14 protein-coding genes are annotated in these 16,283 nt (G+C 55.7%); 7 read left to right on the top strand and 7 right to left on the bottom strand.

The features are described 5' to 3' along the window. Nucleotides 1-229: 229 nt before the first annotated feature. Nucleotides 230-424, top strand: coding sequence for a hypothetical protein (locus IPN69_09705; protein MBK8810991.1), 195 nt, complete (start codon nt 230-232; stop codon nt 422-424). A 10-nt stretch (nt 425-434) separates the two neighbouring features. Continuing rightward, the gene (locus tag IPN69_09700; GenBank protein MBK8810990.1) at nt 435-812 is read left to right on the top strand and encodes a hypothetical protein; all 378 of its coding nucleotides are present in this window, start codon (nt 435-437) and stop codon (nt 810-812) included. 590 nt (nt 813-1,402) lie between these two features. Here IPN69_09700 and IPN69_09695 read toward each other — a convergent pair. The 5 genes from IPN69_09695 to IPN69_09675 all read right to left on the bottom strand — a co-directional run bounded on the left by IPN69_09695 (nt 1,403) and on the right by IPN69_09675 (nt 7,026). After that, nucleotides 1,403-3,019 carry an acyl-CoA carboxylase subunit beta gene (locus IPN69_09695; protein ID MBK8810989.1) on the bottom strand — a complete coding sequence of 539 codons (1,617 nt, stop codon included), beginning with the start codon at nt 3,017-3,019 and terminating at the stop codon, nt 1,403-1,405. Nucleotides 3,020-3,030: 11 nt separating this feature from the next. Continuing rightward, on the bottom strand, nt 3,031-4,476 hold the full coding sequence (locus IPN69_09690) for a hypothetical protein (GenBank protein MBK8810988.1): 1,446 nt from the start codon (nt 4,474-4,476) through the stop codon (nt 3,031-3,033). Then, complete coding sequence (locus IPN69_09685) at nt 4,473-5,825, bottom strand: hypothetical protein (protein ID MBK8810987.1); 1,353 nt, start codon at nt 5,823-5,825, stop codon at nt 4,473-4,475. The genes IPN69_09690 and IPN69_09685 overlap by 4 nt, the downstream gene beginning before the upstream one ends. A gap of 82 nt (nt 5,826-5,907) precedes the next feature. Next, nucleotides 5,908-6,306 (bottom strand): EVE domain-containing protein, encoded by a 399-nt coding sequence (locus IPN69_09680; GenBank protein ID MBK8810986.1) that lies wholly within the window; start codon nt 6,304-6,306, stop codon nt 5,908-5,910. 132 nt (nt 6,307-6,438) lie between these two features. Beyond that, nucleotides 6,439-7,026, bottom strand: a complete 588-nt coding sequence (locus tag IPN69_09675) for a hypothetical protein (GenBank protein ID MBK8810985.1) — start codon at nt 7,024-7,026, stop codon at nt 6,439-6,441. 165 nt (nt 7,027-7,191) lie between these two features. Here IPN69_09675 and IPN69_09670 point away from each other — a divergent pair, with 165 nt between their 5' ends. The 4 genes from IPN69_09670 to IPN69_09655 all read left to right on the top strand — a co-directional run bounded on the left by IPN69_09670 (nt 7,192) and on the right by IPN69_09655 (nt 12,659). Continuing rightward, nucleotides 7,192-8,043 (top strand): UDP-3-O-acyl-N-acetylglucosamine deacetylase, encoded by an 852-nt coding sequence (locus tag IPN69_09670; GenBank protein MBK8810984.1) that lies wholly within the window; start codon nt 7,192-7,194, stop codon nt 8,041-8,043. Between the two features lie 762 nt (nt 8,044-8,805). Next, nucleotides 8,806-9,654, top strand: coding sequence for a formate dehydrogenase accessory sulfurtransferase FdhD (gene fdhD, locus IPN69_09665; protein ID MBK8810983.1), 849 nt, complete (start codon nt 8,806-8,808; stop codon nt 9,652-9,654). After that, nucleotides 9,654-11,963, top strand: a complete 2,310-nt coding sequence (locus IPN69_09660) for an FdhF/YdeP family oxidoreductase (GenBank protein MBK8810982.1) — start codon at nt 9,654-9,656, stop codon at nt 11,961-11,963. Before fdhD ends, IPN69_09660 begins: the two co-directional genes overlap by 1 nt. Nucleotides 11,964-12,122: 159 nt before the next feature. Then, nucleotides 12,123-12,659, top strand: a complete 537-nt coding sequence (locus tag IPN69_09655; protein ID MBK8810981.1) for a molybdenum cofactor guanylyltransferase — start codon at nt 12,123-12,125, stop codon at nt 12,657-12,659. A 291-nt stretch (nt 12,660-12,950) separates the two neighbouring features. Here IPN69_09655 and gndA read toward each other — a convergent pair whose 3' ends face one another. Further along, nucleotides 12,951-14,363, bottom strand: a complete 1,413-nt coding sequence (gndA, locus tag IPN69_09650) for an NADP-dependent phosphogluconate dehydrogenase (GenBank protein MBK8810980.1) — start codon at nt 14,361-14,363, stop codon at nt 12,951-12,953. A 194-nt stretch (nt 14,364-14,557) separates the two neighbouring features. Between gndA and IPN69_09645 the strand changes: the two genes are divergently transcribed. Further along, nucleotides 14,558-15,472, top strand: coding sequence for a pyridoxal-phosphate dependent enzyme (locus IPN69_09645; GenBank protein MBK8810979.1), 915 nt, complete (start codon nt 14,558-14,560; stop codon nt 15,470-15,472). On the opposite strand, the gene IPN69_09640 is transcribed toward IPN69_09645, so the two are convergent. After that, nucleotides 15,454-16,200, bottom strand: a complete 747-nt coding sequence (locus tag IPN69_09640) for a VTT domain-containing protein (GenBank protein ID MBK8810978.1) — start codon at nt 16,198-16,200, stop codon at nt 15,454-15,456. The two genes, IPN69_09645 and IPN69_09640, sit on opposite strands and share 19 nt — an antisense overlap. Nucleotides 16,201-16,283: the final 83 nt, after the last annotated feature.

Genomic DNA, 16,283 nt, shown 5'->3' with positions numbered 1-16,283 from the left:
AACGCACTATTTCAAGTGACGGGCGCCGTATGACAGTCTATGTGCAACTTTCTATGGGCCGGGACGGAATCGGTCAAGGAACGATCGGAACGCTGACGCTTAGAGCACAGGCTTCCTACGTGGATCAATACGATTCTCGAACGAACAAAGTGTTGACGCCAAAGAAGGCGGTTCAGGATGTTCGAATAACGCTGAAAAACATTGATCCGGCTAAGACTTTTAGGAAGAATTGAAAAACATCACGGGAGAATACAATGAATATGAAGAACGTCAGCAGATTCGTTTTGCCACTTTTTCTGTTAACTTTGTGGGTAAATTCGGTAGTTGGTCAGACGCCGTCACAAGACGATTCGCTTTACAGATTGCCAAAGCCGTATTGCACGAGCCTCGCTGTAATCCAGAATCGATCACCGCTGCAGTTTGAGGCTGTCGATGTGCTTCTTGAACCTTCGGGACGCTGGCCGTTTCTTGATTGGAAGTTACGAAATAATTCAGCTAAAACAGTGCGACGGTTCGTGGTTGTCTTCAAGATCCGAACCAATGTTGACCGATGGAAAGAAGTTGGCCGAGGCCCGGCTGAATACGACATCGGGGTTGGCGAAAAAATCGACATAATACCGCCAAACGCTATTTATAGTGAGGCGAGATACAAGCCGGCGACGACTATGCCTCAAGGCGTGCGTGAGTTGCTCGCAGTCGACAAGGAATCCGACACTAAGTTCATTGTCGTATTTGCAATGATTAGGAAAGTTGTTTTCAGTGATGGATCAGTTTATGAGGAAGACGATGATGTTTTTCGGAATTTCTGGTAGATCCCGCCGTCCTCAAAACAATTAGTGCGGAAGCAATTTTAGAATGCTCATCGGAGTCGAATCCCGATGAGCATTTTGCATAAAGAGCACAAAAGCGAAGAATCCGAGATCAAATTCAAGTTCCTTTCGGACTCGGTACTGAAGGCCTTCGAGAAGGACATTGCGATTTTGGATTTTGGATTTTGGATTTTGGATTTTGGATTGGCCGTGATCAAAACGTTCGCAGGAAGCGACATGTGTTCGATCACTTATCGGGACGTCACGCGTGAACGCGTAACTCCTACGGGTTGAGCAAATCCAAAATCCACAATCCGCAATCCCAAATGTGTGGGCTTGCCGAAAAACGCGCATCCCGCGCGGTCCCTGAATCCAACACAGAAGAGGAAGAAGTTATGTCGAAAGAAAACGCCGGCGCCCAAGGGAGTCCGTTGTCGGTCGCGTTCCCGTTGACCGTCGCCGCGATGGAAAAAGGACGCGGGATCCGCGAAGGGCTGGCGAAGGGCGAACCGGTCGTCGTCAAGGGAATGTTCAACGACATCCTTGCCAAGGAACCGACGCTCCGGGGACTCTACGACATCTTCACGCAATCATCAGATCTCGAGGTAAAACGGGCCGATATGAGGCTTGCTCGTATTCAGGCACGTCTCGAGCGCAAGTGTCAGCGCCGGGCGAAGGAACTCCGGAGTCACGATCGCGTCGAGCAGTCCGCGCGATGCCGCGTGTTTGGCGTCGAGTTCGGTCTCGTAAGTTTCGCGGACCTTTTCCATTTCAACTCGCATCGCATCGTCCGGTTCCGCTCCCGACTTCTTGAGCTTCTCAAGCTGAGTCCCGAAGATCGCCTGAACCGCCGAATCGCCTTCCATCACGCCCATCCGGCCGGACGGGAGCGAAAAGATGAAGTCCGGATCGAAACCTTGGCCGGCCATCGCGTAATATCCGGCGCCGGACGCGTGGTTGATCGTCAGTACGAGCTTCGGAACTGAGGCGCAGGCCATCGCCTCGACAAAATGTGCGCCGGCGCGGATAATGCCCGAATGTTCGGCTTCGGCGCCGACCATAAAACCGGAAACATCCTGAACGAAGAGCAAAGGCGTCGAATGCCGATTGCAGTTCTCGATGAAATACGCGGTCTTTTCGGCCGATTCCGTATAGACGATGCCGCCGAACTTGGGCGGTTTTCCGGCCGCGCCGCGGACCATTCCGCGCGAATTCGCGATGACGCCGACGAGAATCCCGTTGATCCGCCCGGTGCCGCAGATCATCTCCTTCGCATAGTCGGCCTGAAACTCGTCGAGTTCCCCGCCATCAAGGATCGTGCCTAGACATTCGCGCATATCGTATGGCGCCCGATGATCTTCGGGAAGAATCTCGAAGAGCCTTTCAGGGGCGTTTTTGGCCGGGCGTGGTTCGGCTATCGAAACGCGCGACCGTTCCTTCGCCGGAAGTTCGGAAACGAGTTGGCGGATCTTTTCGATGCACTCGGCTTCGGTCTTGGTCCGAAAATGCGCGACACCCGAGATCGAATTGTGGGTCATCGCGCCGCCGAGGGTTTCGTTGTCGATCGTCTGGCCGGTCGCGCCCTTGACGAGATTGGCGCCGCCGAGCCCCATAAACGAAGTGCCTTCGACCATCAAAATGACATCCGAGAGCGCCGGCAAATATGCGCCGCCGGCGACGCACATCCCCATCACGGCCGAGATCTGGGGAACTTTCAGGTATCGGCGCATCAGCGAATTATAGAAAAATATACGCGCCGCGCCGTATTGTCCCGGGAAAACGCCGCCTTGGTACGGAAGATTGACTCCCGCCGAGTCGACGAGATAGATGATCGGAACGCGGTTTCGCATCGCGATCTCTTGCGCGCGAAGGATCTTTTTGATCGTTTCGGGGTACCACGCTCCGGCCTTGATCGTCGCGTCGTTGGCGACGACGACCGCTTCCCTGCCCTTGATCTTTCCGATCGAGGTCACGACCGCCGCCGCCGGCGCCTGGCCTTTGTACTGATCGTACGCGACAAGTAACCCGATCTCCTGCTGATACGCGCCCTGATCGAAAAGCAGATCGATGCGCTCGCGGGCCGTGAGCTTTCCCTGCGCGTGGATTTTGGCGATCTTCTCCGGTCCGCCGCCGAGTTTTAGCTTGCGCTCGAGAGCTGCGAATTCTTCGGACAAATGCTGGAGTCTGTGTTTTCCGGTTTGAATTTTCATTGTCAGAATGGTTAGCGGATCGAAACGTTACTCGAACTCGAATCGCTTATCGCAGCATCGCCGACGCTGACGACGCGTAGCCGGGCGCGCCTCGTGACCTGCCCGCGGACGGCGACAGTCTCGCTGCCGTCGTTGGGCGTGACGGGGACCAAAACCTGCCAGGACGAACTTTCATCGCGAGAAAGCTCGATCCTGACGTCTCCGGAAATACCGTCGGAATCCCACGTCAGGAGCCGCGAAATGCCCCGCGGGAGCGTCTCACCGCCGGTGAAGTTCAAAAGACGAATGTTTTTGCCGCTGTAGCGATAGTTGGCGATCGCGTCGGCGGTCAGGTTGATCGAACGCGCATTGTCGCGCGCATTTTCGATTCCGGTCGCGAAGCCGTTGAAAAATACCGCCGGATTGGAAAAATAAGGACGTCGCGTACAGCCGCTGGTGCACGGATCGACATACGACATCACCGTCCGATACGAACCGTTCACCCAATGGCCGAATCCGAATGGGTAGGTCGCTCCCGATCCGTTCTCGGGGTTGTGCGCGCTTCCCATATTATGCCCCAGTTCGTGCGCAAAACTCAGGTTGCCGACCGCGCAACTCCGCGCCGTCACGGTAAATCCATTGTTCGGATTTCCGGACGCCTGATTGCTTCCCATCAGATAGCCGACGCCGCAGGCGCCCTGAATTTCGCCGATCATCGCCACGAGATCCGCCTTGTGCGTGTCGCGCAGCGCCTGGATCCCCGCGTTGTTTCGCAAATTGCTGAGATCCGTGCTCCCGCTTGTCGTCTCGGTGTAGAGATACTCTTCAGAATGGACCATCCGGAGCCTGAGGTTGATCTTGCTGTTGAGATAGGAAGTGTTCGCGGCATCGACGGCCTGCTGCGCGAGCGTTCGCGCCTGTGCGTCGCCTCCGAGAAAATTCTTCGTGGCGGTCGTGTAAACAACCAAAACGTCGATCCGGTCACCGGAATCAACCGTCGCGAGATTCGGAGTCAGTCCGTCAGGTCGTGCAATCCCTCCGTCGAGCGCACCGCCGCATTCGGGAAACCGATCCTGCCGCAAATCAACGAGCAAATGCTTCGTGCCGCGCGGTATGATCTCGTAAACCCGGTCGCGCGTAAAGATAAGTCCCGAGACAAAACCGTTTCGAACCGTCAGAACCGCATCGCCGCCCGATCCGTCGTCGAGCGTTCCGCGCCAGGTGAAGTCGCCGACGCCGCGGAGATCGGTTCCGCGCCGCCGGGCGACGTATCGGCTTCCGTCGAAAAGCGTGAACTCGATCGTCTCGGCACCTTCAAAAGAGAGATGCCGAAAACCTATCTCGCTTTCTCTTATCGACGCGATCGACGAAGGATCCGAACTTGCCGCCGGTGTTGCTTTGAGAAAAAACAGATCGTCGCCCGCAAGCGCCGTTGTCGACAAAACCAGAAATCCGAGTGAAACGACAAAAAACCTCATCTTCGCTCCTCGATAATAAACGTCGGTACCATCCCGCCGCCGCTTGAGACGTTTGCGAGTTCGGACGTCGAGAGTCTCGTAAACGCCGATCCGACCTTGCCGAAGAAGAGCAACGGATCGAGATCGACCAACTGTTCGATCATCGCAAACTCCTCGCCGAAGAGCATCGGGAACAACTCCTTTGACGTCTCGACGCGTTCCTGTACAAGGTAATCACCATTGGCCAACGCGCTATCGATCGCCTCGTCCCATTCCTTCTCGTCCGAAACCCAACCGATGTAAATGCCGTGTCCGCCGTAGTCGTCGTTCGGCTTGAGCACGAGTTTCGACTTGTTCGCGCGCACGAATTCGATCAGATCGATCTCGCCGCCGGCATAGATCGTCGTCTCGTCCCGAAATCGCCGTGTCCACGGCACGTGCGCGTGAATCGCCGCAAGTTCTTCAGCCGAAAAGAGATGCGCGTAACGCTCGTTGGTCAGGACGGCAAAGACCGCCTTCTTATGGATGATCTTGCACTGAAAATTGTTGACCATACAGACCGCGCCGGCACGATACGCGTCGAGCAGCGCCGGAAATTCGCCCATGATCGGCAAATACTCGTTGACCAGCAAACGCTTGTAAACGATATCGATCTTGACGCCGTCGACATAAAGGTATTTTCCGTCAAACTCCAGTTCGTCGGGCGAGCAGATCAGAGCGCTGCACCCGTGCTGTTCGAAGTAATCGCGAAACAGTTCGAACTCCTTCTGCGTCGGAAGCCCTTTGAGATCGACGATCGCGATCACCGGCGATTGCTCCGATTTGTGTCCGAGAAACTCCTCGTGCGCGCGGAGCAGAACATCGAGCAATTTCGAGCTCCCCTCGAGCCGTTCAACTTCAAAGCGCTCGGTGAATTTCTTCATCACGGAAAGGTTCAGGAAGATCTCGGACGCCGAATCCGAGTATGCGATCCCGGCCGGGCTTTCGCCGTTCAGTTCGACAAAGGAATAGGCGTTTCCCGTCAAAAATGAATCGAGCCGCGCCGTCGGTGAAACAAGTTTGTACTTCGGATCGATGGCGACGAGCTCCTTTTCGATCGCCGTGACGCCCAGTTCATCAAGCAGCGATTCATCGAGTACCGCGGCATCCTTGACCTTCTGAAGCGCCGACCAAACGGTTTCGCAGATCGATTTCACGCGTCCCCAGTCGTCCTTCGTGACGAAATGCGGTCGCAAATACGGCGCCAGACGCCGGCCGCCGAATATGAGCCGCGCGTTTTCGAGGCCTTCGTCAAGTTCGCGGCGCGAAGCCGCGGCAAGTTCCGGATCTTCCAGGAGTTGATGATAGTAGGCAACTGCGTCTTTCAGCATAAAGTTCACTCAGCAGATTCTTTCTGTGCAAAAGCGCGGGACAGAAACAATTAATTGAAGATTGAAAATTGAAAATTGATTGTCACTTCGCCATTCTCACGATCGTCTCAAATTCAACTCTCGTCAACGGCATCACCGAGAGCCTCGACTGTTTGATCAAGGCGATGTTCTCGAGTTTCTTTTCGGTCTTGATCGCCGCGAGCCCTACCGGTTTCGCGAACTTCTCAAGCGGTGTCAATTCGACGCAGATCCAGTTGGCATCGGTCGGGTCCGGATATTCCTCGCGTGTTACGGTCGTGATCCCGACGACCGCTTTCTCTGAAATGGAATGGTAAAACAGGACCTTGTCGCCGCATTTCATCGCCCGCAAGTTGTTGCGCGCCTGATAGTTGCGGACGCCCGTCCAGTCGGTCTTGCCGTCTTTGACGAGATCGTCGAACGAATAAGCCTCGGGCTCCTGTTTGACAAGCCAGTGATTCATTTTTGATTTTCGATTTTCGATTTTCGATCTTCAAAGTCTGCTCCAATGTCGGAAAACTCCTAAAAACCGGACTTTCTCATTCGACCGACCGGGGTCCAATCGCAAATCGAAAATCGAAAATCGCAAATGTCCCTATTTTTTCTGCGCCGCAACTGCCTTTTTATTCAGCCATTTCGCCCAACGCTCGATATACGGCCGAAGAGGCTTGAAGAGCTTCGCGCGAAATGAATTCGCGTTCTGCTTCTCACCCCATTCGCGGAGGTTCTTTTCGGCATACTGACGGATCTGCGGTTCGAGATTCTGTTTCTTGACCGAATGCCGCAGCGTCAGATAGTAGTGTTGACCGATGAGCGAAAAGATCAGCCCGGCGAGATTGCTCTTGAACGACTGTTTCGCCATCCATTTCTTGGCAAAACCCTCGGTCGGTTGGAGCAGCGCGCCCATTGAAGCCTCGAGATACGCGTTCTGCGTTCCCATTTTCGGATGATAGAGTCCGGGCAGGTCGCCCTTGACCGGAACGTCCATCTTCGCAAGACGCGGATCGTTGATGAAATCAACGAGTTTGATCTTTTCAAGTCCGCGCTGATGCTCCATCGGGAGATAGTCGAGAATCTTGTAGATCTGTTCGTTGGTGCCTTTCGGCAAGTCAAAACTTGCCTGATTTTCGATTTTGAGTTTATTCGCCTTCGCGGGCTTCTGCCCGGCGGTTTCAAGTGCCATAACTTTCCTTAAATTGTAAATGTTAAAGACCGATTAGTAAATTGCGCCACACTGTTGTTGCGGTCGCGCGACATCGTTGCTTTCGCATCGCCAACGACCCGTGGATTTTGCGCCGTTCGGAGCCGATCCGAATGTGGCACATGAGTTGATTACGAAAGAACCGAAATGAATCAAACGACGTTTCGAGATAGAGTTTCAGTTTCGGGAATCGGGCTGCATACGGGCGTCGAGGTCAACCTGGCGCTTGGTCCGGCGCCCGAGAACACGGGTTACGTTTTCGTCCGGACCGATCTCGACAATTTTGAGATCCCGGCCTCGGTCGAATACATCTCGCACTGCAGCTATGCGACGACGCTTGTCCGCAACGGCGTTCTGCTTTCGACCTGCGAGCATTTGTTGTCCGCGCTTCGCGGCACGGGCATCGACAACTGCTTCATTTATCTCGACAACATCGAGATCCCGATCCTTGACGGATCAAGCGAAGGTTTCATCGAACTTCTCGAGCGCGCCGGAACCGTCGAACAGGACGCGCGCCGGCATTTTTTCCGTGTGCTCGAACGGGTCGAGTTTGCCAACGAAGACCGGCGGATGTCGATCGAACCGTCGGACAAGTTCGAGATCGACTGCGTCATCGACTTCAATCATCCGTTCATCAATCGCCAGACGCTTCATTTTGAGCTGAACAACGGCTCGTTCGGTCGCGAGATCGCCTCGGCGCGGACATTCGGATTTACCAACGAGATCGAAATGATGCGCCGCGCGAACCTGGCGCTGGGCGGATCCCTCGACAACGCGATCGTGCTGACGCCCGACGGAATGCTCAACGAATCGCCGCTGAGATTTTCCGACGAGTTCGTGCGTCACAAGATCCTCGACATAATCGGAGACGTCGCTTTGCTGGGAATGCCGGTTCTCGGGAAGATAACTGCAGAAAAGTCCGGCCACGCCGTTCATGCGTCATTGATGAGCAAGCTTCTGAAAACGGAATCGGCGTGGGAAATTGTGGTCCGCGATTGATGACCCAGAACGATTTGGGACTTGGGATTTGCGATTTGCGATTTGCGATTTCAAGGATTCCAGAGATTCCAGATTCGGGAGCTTTGAAAAACCGACATGAAGGAAACTGATCGCGTTTCCTCCAGAACACAGATTCGCGGGATGGAGCGGATTTGTTTCAATCAAGAGAGATGGAAAGGATCTCGGGAAACGCTGAGGCTGAAGCATTCTCTTGCATCCGATCTATCTGTGTCCATCTGTGTCAGAAACGGCGCCGAATCCGCCGTAGAGTAGGTTTTTCAAAGCTTCGGATTTGGGATTTGCGATATTTGCGATTTGCGATTTGCGATTTGCGATTCCAAGGATTCCAGAGATTCCAGATTCGGGAGCTTTGAAAAACCGACATGAAGGAAACTGATCGCGTTTCCTCCAGAACACAGATTCGCGGGATGGAGCGGATTTGTTTCAATCAACAGAGATAGAAAGGATCTCGGGAAACGCTGAGGCTGAAGCATCCACTTGCATCCGAACTATCTGTGTCCATCTGTGTCAGAAACCGTGCCGAGAGTAGGTTTTCATAGCTCCCGATTTTAGATTTTGGATTTTGGGTTTTGGGTTTTTGGAGCTTTGGGATTTTCGAATCGTGCGTTGAATCTGGAATCCATGGAATTTTGAAATCGCAAATACTGCAAATCCCAAATCCCCAATCGCAAATCGCAAATCGCAAATCGCAAATCCAAATCCGAAATCCCAAATCGCCCCGTCTTTGTTATAATCTGATTCATGTCTGAAGCGGCAAGCGGCCGAAATATTGATCGAAAGATAGTTGAGATCAGCCGATTTGAAGGTCGCGAGACGTTCGAGTCCGCCGCCGACACGCTCGCCGTCGAGGAACCGCTCGAGATTCGGATCGGTTGCGGTAAGGAACATCGGGCCGTCTCGATCACGATGCGGACGCCGGGTGCCGACACCGAACTCGCCGTCGGATTCCTTTTTACCGAGGGCATCGTTCGCAACCGTGCAAGTGTCGTCGCTGTCAGGTATTGCGGCAAATTCCCCAACAACCGGAATACGATCAAGGTCGAACTCGGATCGTTCGAAGGACTTGATCTAAAAAAGCTTGAGCGCAACTTCTACACGACTTCAAGTTGCGGTGTCTGTGGAAAAGCGTCGCTTGAGGCCTTGGCCACCGCCGGAATCGCGCGGATCGCGGACAATGGATTCAAGGTTCCGGCAGAAATGATCAATGCTCTTCCGTCCCGCCTCCGGATCGCGCAACACGTCTTCGGCGAAACCGGCGGATTGCACGCCGCCGCGCTATTTGATAAAGGCGGGAAACTGATCGATCTCAAAGAAGACGTTGGACGGCACAATGCGGTCGACAAACTGATCGGCGCGGCGTTTCTCGTCGAAAAGCTCCCGCTCGTTGAAAACGTTCTTTTCCTGAGCGGACGCGCTTCGTTCGAATTGATCCAAAAGGCCGCCGCCGCGGGAGTCCCTCTGGTTTGCGCCGTCGGCGCTCCGTCGAGCCTCGCGGTCGAAGCTGCGACCGAATTCGGGATCACGCTTGCCGGATTCGTGCGCGACGGACGGTTTAACGTTTATTCAAATCCCCAACGCTTGGAAATCTGATGAAGAAATCAAACAAGCAAAGCATCGCGCGGCTCAAGGTCGGCGAGGCGAAAAAGACAGCAGCGGGAATTTCGGCGGTCGTCAACGCGACGCGTGTCGTCCTCAGGCAAACCGGCCTGATCCGCGGGTCGAAGCTGCTTCGGGCGCTCAACCAGAAGGGCGGCATCGACTGCAACTCCTGCGCGTGGGCCGATCCCGAAGGCGAACGGACGCACGCGGAATTCTGCGAGAACGGCGCGAAGGCGATCGCCGACGAGGCAACGACGAAACGCGTCACACCCGAGTTTTTTGCAAAATACTCGGTGGAAGATCTCGCCGGAATGCCGGACCAGTGGCTCAACGCGCAGGGACGAATTACCGAACCGATGATTCTCGACGCCGGCGCGTCGCATTACAAACCGATCTCCTGGGAAGAGGCGCTGGCGGTCGTTTCCGACGAATTGAACGCGTTGGGCAAACCTGACGAGGCGGTCTTCTACACGTCAGGACGCACGTCGAACGAGGCGGCGTTTCTTTATCAACTGTTCGTTCGATGCTTCGGGACCAACAATCTTCCTGATTGCTCGAATATGTGCCACGAATCGACGTCGGTCGCGCTCGCCGAATCGATCGGACTCGGAAAGGCGACGGTTCGCCTTGAAGACCTCGAGAATACCGACCTGATCCTGATCATCGGCCAGAATCCGGGCACGAACGCGCCGCGAATGATGAGTTCGCTGCAGAAGGCGAAACAGAACGGCGCGCGGATCATCGCCGTCAATCCGCTCAGGGAAGCCGGATTTATGAGTTTCCTGAATCCGAATCCTGAACAGTACGCCGACGTCCGGCAGTTCCCGATGACGATGCTCAAGGGGCGCGCGACGGCGCTTGCCGACGTTCATTTGCCGATCCGCATCGGCGGCGATCTTGCTTTTTTGAAAGGCGTCATCAAGATCATTCTCGAACGCGAGAAACGAAGTCCGGCGCCGCTCCTCGATTACGATTTCATCAACTCCAAGACCGAGGGTTTCCAGGATTTCGTCGCCGGGATCGAGAGCGTCGATTGGGAAACGATCGTCGCGCAATCGGGTCTTTCGATCGCGCAGATCGAGGCGACGGCCGAGGCTTTCCTCGACGCCGAACGGGTCGTGACCTGCTGGGCAATGGGAGTGACGCAGCACAAACAGGCGGTCGCCGCGGTCCAGGAGATCGCGAACCTTCATTTTCTTCGCGGACAGATCGGCCGTCAGGGTGCCGGCCTGTGTCCGGTGCGCGGGCATTCCAACGTTCAGGGCGACCGTTCGATGGGAATTTGGGAATCGATGAACCCGACATTTCGCAAAAACCTGGAGAAGGAGTTTCACTTCAAGGCGCCGAAGCGCGACGGTTTCGACACCGTCGAAGCCATCCGTGCGATGCATTCCGGCGCGGCGAAGGTCTTCTTCGCGCTCGGCGGCAATTTCCTATCGGCGTCGCCCGACACCGACTTTACCGCGGACGCGCTTCGAAACTGCAATTTGAACGTGCAGGTGATCACCAAGCTGAATCGCACGGCGCTCGTTACCGGCAAGCGTTCGCTGATCCTGCCCTGTCTCGGGCGCACCGAGATCGATATGACCGGCGGCAAGGAGCAGTTCGTCTCGACCGAGAGCACGATGCTCAACGTTCAGATGTCGAAAGGGATCCTCGAACCCGCGTCGGCGCATCTGCGGAGCGAGGTCTGGATCGTCGCCAAACTCGCGCAGGCGGTGTTGAAGAATCGAATGACTTTCGACTGGGAACGGTTCGTCAGCGATTACGATCTGATCCGCGATTCGATTTCGCGCGTCGTTCCGGGCTGCGAGAACTACAATCAGCGAATTCGCGTCGACGGCGGCTTTTATATGCCGAATCCGCCGCGTGAACGCGTCTTTCCGACGGCATCGGGGCTGGCGCGATTTTCTTCCAGCCATTTGGAAGAGATCAAACTCGCCGACGGTGAGTTGTTGATGACGACGATTCGCGCGCACGACCAGTTCAACACGACCGTCTATGAAGAAAACGACCGTTATCGGGGAATTCGCGGGTCGCGTCGCGTGATCTTTATGAACTCTTCGGACATCGCCGCGCGCGGTTTGAAAGCCGGCGACGTCGTCGACCTGACGAGTTTTTTTGACGGCGTCGAACGCCGCGCTGAAACGTTCGTCATTGTCCCGTACGATATCCCGAAAGATTGCTGCGCGACGTATTTTCCGGAGGCGAATCCGTTGGTTCCGATCGGCAGCGTCGCCGACCGGAGCAATTGCCCGACGTCAAAATCGGTGAAGATCAGGGTTGTTCGCCACGAATAACGCGAATTTCACAAATTACTTTTCGCATTCTTGATGCGTTTTGGAGAGCCGAAAAGGTTTACGGCCGGTGATCCGGAAAAAAAATACCGGGCCGTAACGCTGGGAATAAAGATCTTAATGTACGAAGGATTCATATTAGCGGGCGGGCGCTCAAGACGAATGGGGGCGGATAAGGCGTTTCTCAAGATCGAAGGGGAGACGTTCATCGATCGCGCCCGGGCGACGCTCGCAAGCGTTTGCGGCGAGGTTTCCGTCGTGTTGAATCAAGACCAGCAGTTCGATCTTGACATCCCGATCGTTCGCGATGAATTTGCCGGCCGCGGAGCATTGGGCGGGCTGCACGCGGCGCTCAAGAACTGCAAGTCGAAGATCGCGCTCGTTCTCGCGGTCGATCTCCCTCTCGTCACGCCCGATTCGGTTCGGATCCTCGCCGATCTGGCGACGTCGCTGCCGAAATACCTTGCAGTTGTTCCGCGCCAAGCGGACGGCCGTCCGCAACCGCTGTTCGCCGCATACCGCGCGAGGTTTTGCGCCCCGACGCTGGAGGGTTTGATCAATGACAATCCGACCGCGTCGGTACGCGATTTTCTTGATCTGATCATTCCCAAATACATCGACCAAACGAAGTTGTCTGAAAACGAGAATCTCCTTGCGAACGTCAATTGCCCGGCCGATCTGGACCTGATCCGCAGATAGACCACGCCCGACCCGGACTAAACAATCCGAAATCCCAGTTCGCGAGCTTTGAAAAACCGGCTTGAGGAAAATTCGGGCAGTTTAGCCAAGGATGAAAAAGGATCGGCGGGATAGAATCCTAAGTCTTGTCGACCGTGCCGGCGCCGAATTGGTCTCAAATCATCGTTTTCATCCCGACCCACCCGTGTTCTGTCAGGACCGGCCTGTATTTTCAATCAAGCAGGTTCTTCAAGGTTCCCAATTCACAAATCCGAAATCCCAAATCCGAAATCCCAATTCCCAAATCCCAAATCAGATGTTCCAATCGGGCGTATGAAAAGTCCCGTCGCGGTCGGTGCGTTGATATGTGTGCGCGCCGAATAGATCACGCTGGGCCTGGATAAGGTTCGCCGGCAGGCGTTCGGTCGCGAAGGCGTTGAGATAATTCAAACTTGCGGCAAACGCCATCGACGCGACGTCGCACGAAACGGCGTTGATGACCGTCGCCTTCAAATACTCGTGGTTCGCGCGAACGGTCTCCCGGAAAGCTTCGGAAAGCAGCAGATTCGAAAGCGTGGGCTGAGCGGCGAAGGCTTTCCGAATATCTTCGAGCAGCGCCGCTCGGATGATGCAGCCGCCGCGCCAGATCTTGGCGATCTCGACCATATCGAGTTCAAAATCCTTTTCGTCGGATGCTGCCTGGAGCAGTGCCATTCCCTGAGCATATGTAACGACGAACGCGAGATGCAGGCCGCGGCGGAGAAACTCGACTGCATCGTCACGCATTTCGCCGTCGATGGTCCGCGGCTTGATGACACCCAACGACGCGCTCGCCGCGATGCGTTCGGACCAGCGGGACGAGAGCTGGCGCATCGAAACGGCCGAATCGATGGTCGGGATCGGAACGCCGAGGTCCGAGGCGGCCTGCGAAGTCCATTTGCCGGTGCCCTTCTGCCCGGCCGTGTCGAGGATCATATCGACGAGGTCCGCGCCCGTTTCCGGATCTTTCTTCCGGAGGACGGCTTCCGTGATCTCGATCAGAAAGCCGTTCAAATCGGCGCGGTTCCATTCGCCGAAACGGTCGGCGATCTCTTCGTTCGTCATCGCAAAACCGCGTTTCATCAGATCGTACGCTTCGGCGATGAGCTGCATCAGTCCGTACTCGATGCCGTTATGAACCATCTTGACGAAATGCCCCGCCGAACCGTTGCCGACGAACGCCGCGCAGGGTTCGCTGCCGACCCGCGCCGCCGCCGAATCCAAAACCGGACGAACCAACTCGTAAACTCCCGAGATCCCGCCGGCCATAATGCTCGCGCCGTGACGCGCGCCCTCTTCGCCGCCCGAAACGCCAACGCCGAGAAATCCGACGCCAAGAGCCGTCAGACGCGCCTCGCGCCGTTCGGTATCCGGAAAATGCGAATTTCCGCCGTCGATGACGATGTCGCCGACTTCGAGTCTTTCCACGAGATCGTCGATGACGCGATCAACGGCATTCGCCGGAACGAGGATCATCACCCGGCGCGGTCGTTCGAGTTTTGACAGGAAATCGTCGAGCGATTCGGCCGCGCGGAGATCGCAGCCGACGCCCTCGTCAAGCAACAGCTTTCGCTTCTCCGGATCGAGATCGAACCCGATTCCCGAAATTCCCTTTTCCCCGACGTTGAGCAGGAAATTCCTTCCCATCGTCCCCAGACCGATCATTCCGAACTGCGCGTATCTCATATTCTCAAACAGATTATCATTTGAGTTTCGCAAAATGAACCGGAAAATCGTGTTCCGTGGCGCCGTTGCCGGACTTGAAGGCGGACCATTAAAGAGGCGCGGAAGATCGACGGGCATCGCGCGAGGATTGCGTTCGGCCCGCCGATCCATCCGGGAATTGAACTTGCTCGATTTCGAAGTTAGAATTCAGTGCAATGAAATCACTCAAAGACGCCATTCGTCCGACTTTCTCGTTCGCACCACAAAAACTGCGCGATGAGCTCGGGCTCGATCTGACGATCGTTGCCGAAACGTTTCAACATACGGGGAGTTTCAAGTTCCGTGCGGCTTACAATCTGGCGCTCAACGTGCCTAACGGACGGATCCTAACGGCTTCGTCCGGAAACTTCGGACAGGCGCTTGCTTACGCGTGCCGTTTGCTTGGGAAAGAAGGCGTGATCGTGATGCCGGCGACGTCCGCGCGGGTCAAGATCGACGCGGTCCGGGCCTACGGCGCGGTCGTCGACCTGGTCGACACGGCGAAGATCGGTCGCAACGAACGCGTCGCGCAACTGGCATCGGAAATGCCGGATGCATATGTCGCGTCGGCGTATGACGACGATTTCGTGATCGACGGAAATTCGAGCCTCGGCGACGAGCTTGCGCCGCAGGACTTCGACGTCATCGTCTCGCCGGTCGGCGGCGGCGGATTGATCTCGGGAATTTCAAAAGGACTTTGCCGGAACGGCGCGCGCGCAAAACTGATCGGCGCCGAACCTTTGCTTGCCAACGATGCGGCGCGATCGCTGAAAGCCGGCAAGATCATCGTCAACGAGAAGGAACCGACGGCGACGCTTGCCGACGGTGCGCGGACGATCTCGCTCGGAACGCGCAACTGGGAGATCATCAGGAACGGTGTGTCGGAAATCCTTGAAGTTTCGGAGGAAAAACTGATTGCCGCGGTCAGACTCTACTTCAACCTCGCGAACCTGAAGTCGGAACCGACCGGTGCGTTGAGTCTGGGCGCGGTGCTTGAGAATCCTGAGATGTTTCGGGACAAGAAAGTCGGCGTTATCGTCAGCGGCGGAAACGTCGATCCGGCGATCTACCGTCAGATACTTGCCGATTGAGCAGGCTCGTCGTCGCGGGTGACGTGTGCGAGCGCCCGCTTCGCCACAAAACTGATGAACACGACCGACGCCACCGTCGCAAAGATCCCGAAAACGATCAGCCACGCTTCCTGCGGATCGGTAAAACTCAACTCGGAGAGTCCTGAACCGACAAAAACGACGGCCGACGAACGCGGCAGCATTCCGAAAAAAGTGCCGAGTACGAATGAACGCACCGGAACGCGCGCCGATGCCATCATGAAATTCGTCAGAGCGAAAGGCATCGCGGGCGAAAGCCGGAGCAAAAAGATGATCAACGCCGTGCGCCGCGTGTTGTTTTTGACGAGCGAATTGTAAACGGCTTCAGCCTTGGGATGGTTCGCGAAGATCTCCGGCAGTTTGTTGCCGATCAACCGCGAGTGAATGAGAAATGAAACGGTCGCCGCACAGACGATGCCGGTCGCAAGAATCAGGATCCCGAACTCAAAGCCGAACGACCAGCCGCTGAGTATACCAAGGACGTTGGTCGGCAAGAGCGCCAAACCGCAAAAGGTAACGACACCTAAAAGAAATAACCCGGATCCGACTTCCCAATTCTCGCGAAGCCAGAACCCGAGCGGATATGCGATCGTCAGAAGCACCGCACTGCCGATCATCGGCAGAAACGCCGTGACGGCCGCGATCGGCGTCATTTTTCCGGATTCCTTAACGAAACCGATCGAACGGTTGACTATTTTTTTGATTCCCATGTTCGTAAACCCGGATCTGCTCCGCGATCCAAGTTAATAGTTCTAACAGATTTACCCGCCGTCACTCAAGCGCAAACCGCTCA

The organism is Acidobacteriota bacterium, assembly GCA_016715115.1.
Taxonomy (GTDB): Bacteria; Acidobacteriota; Blastocatellia; order Pyrinomonadales; family Pyrinomonadaceae; genus JAFDVJ01.
The sequence above is the reverse complement of the archived record's forward strand: the minus strand, read 5'-3'. Positions and strand labels throughout refer to the sequence as shown.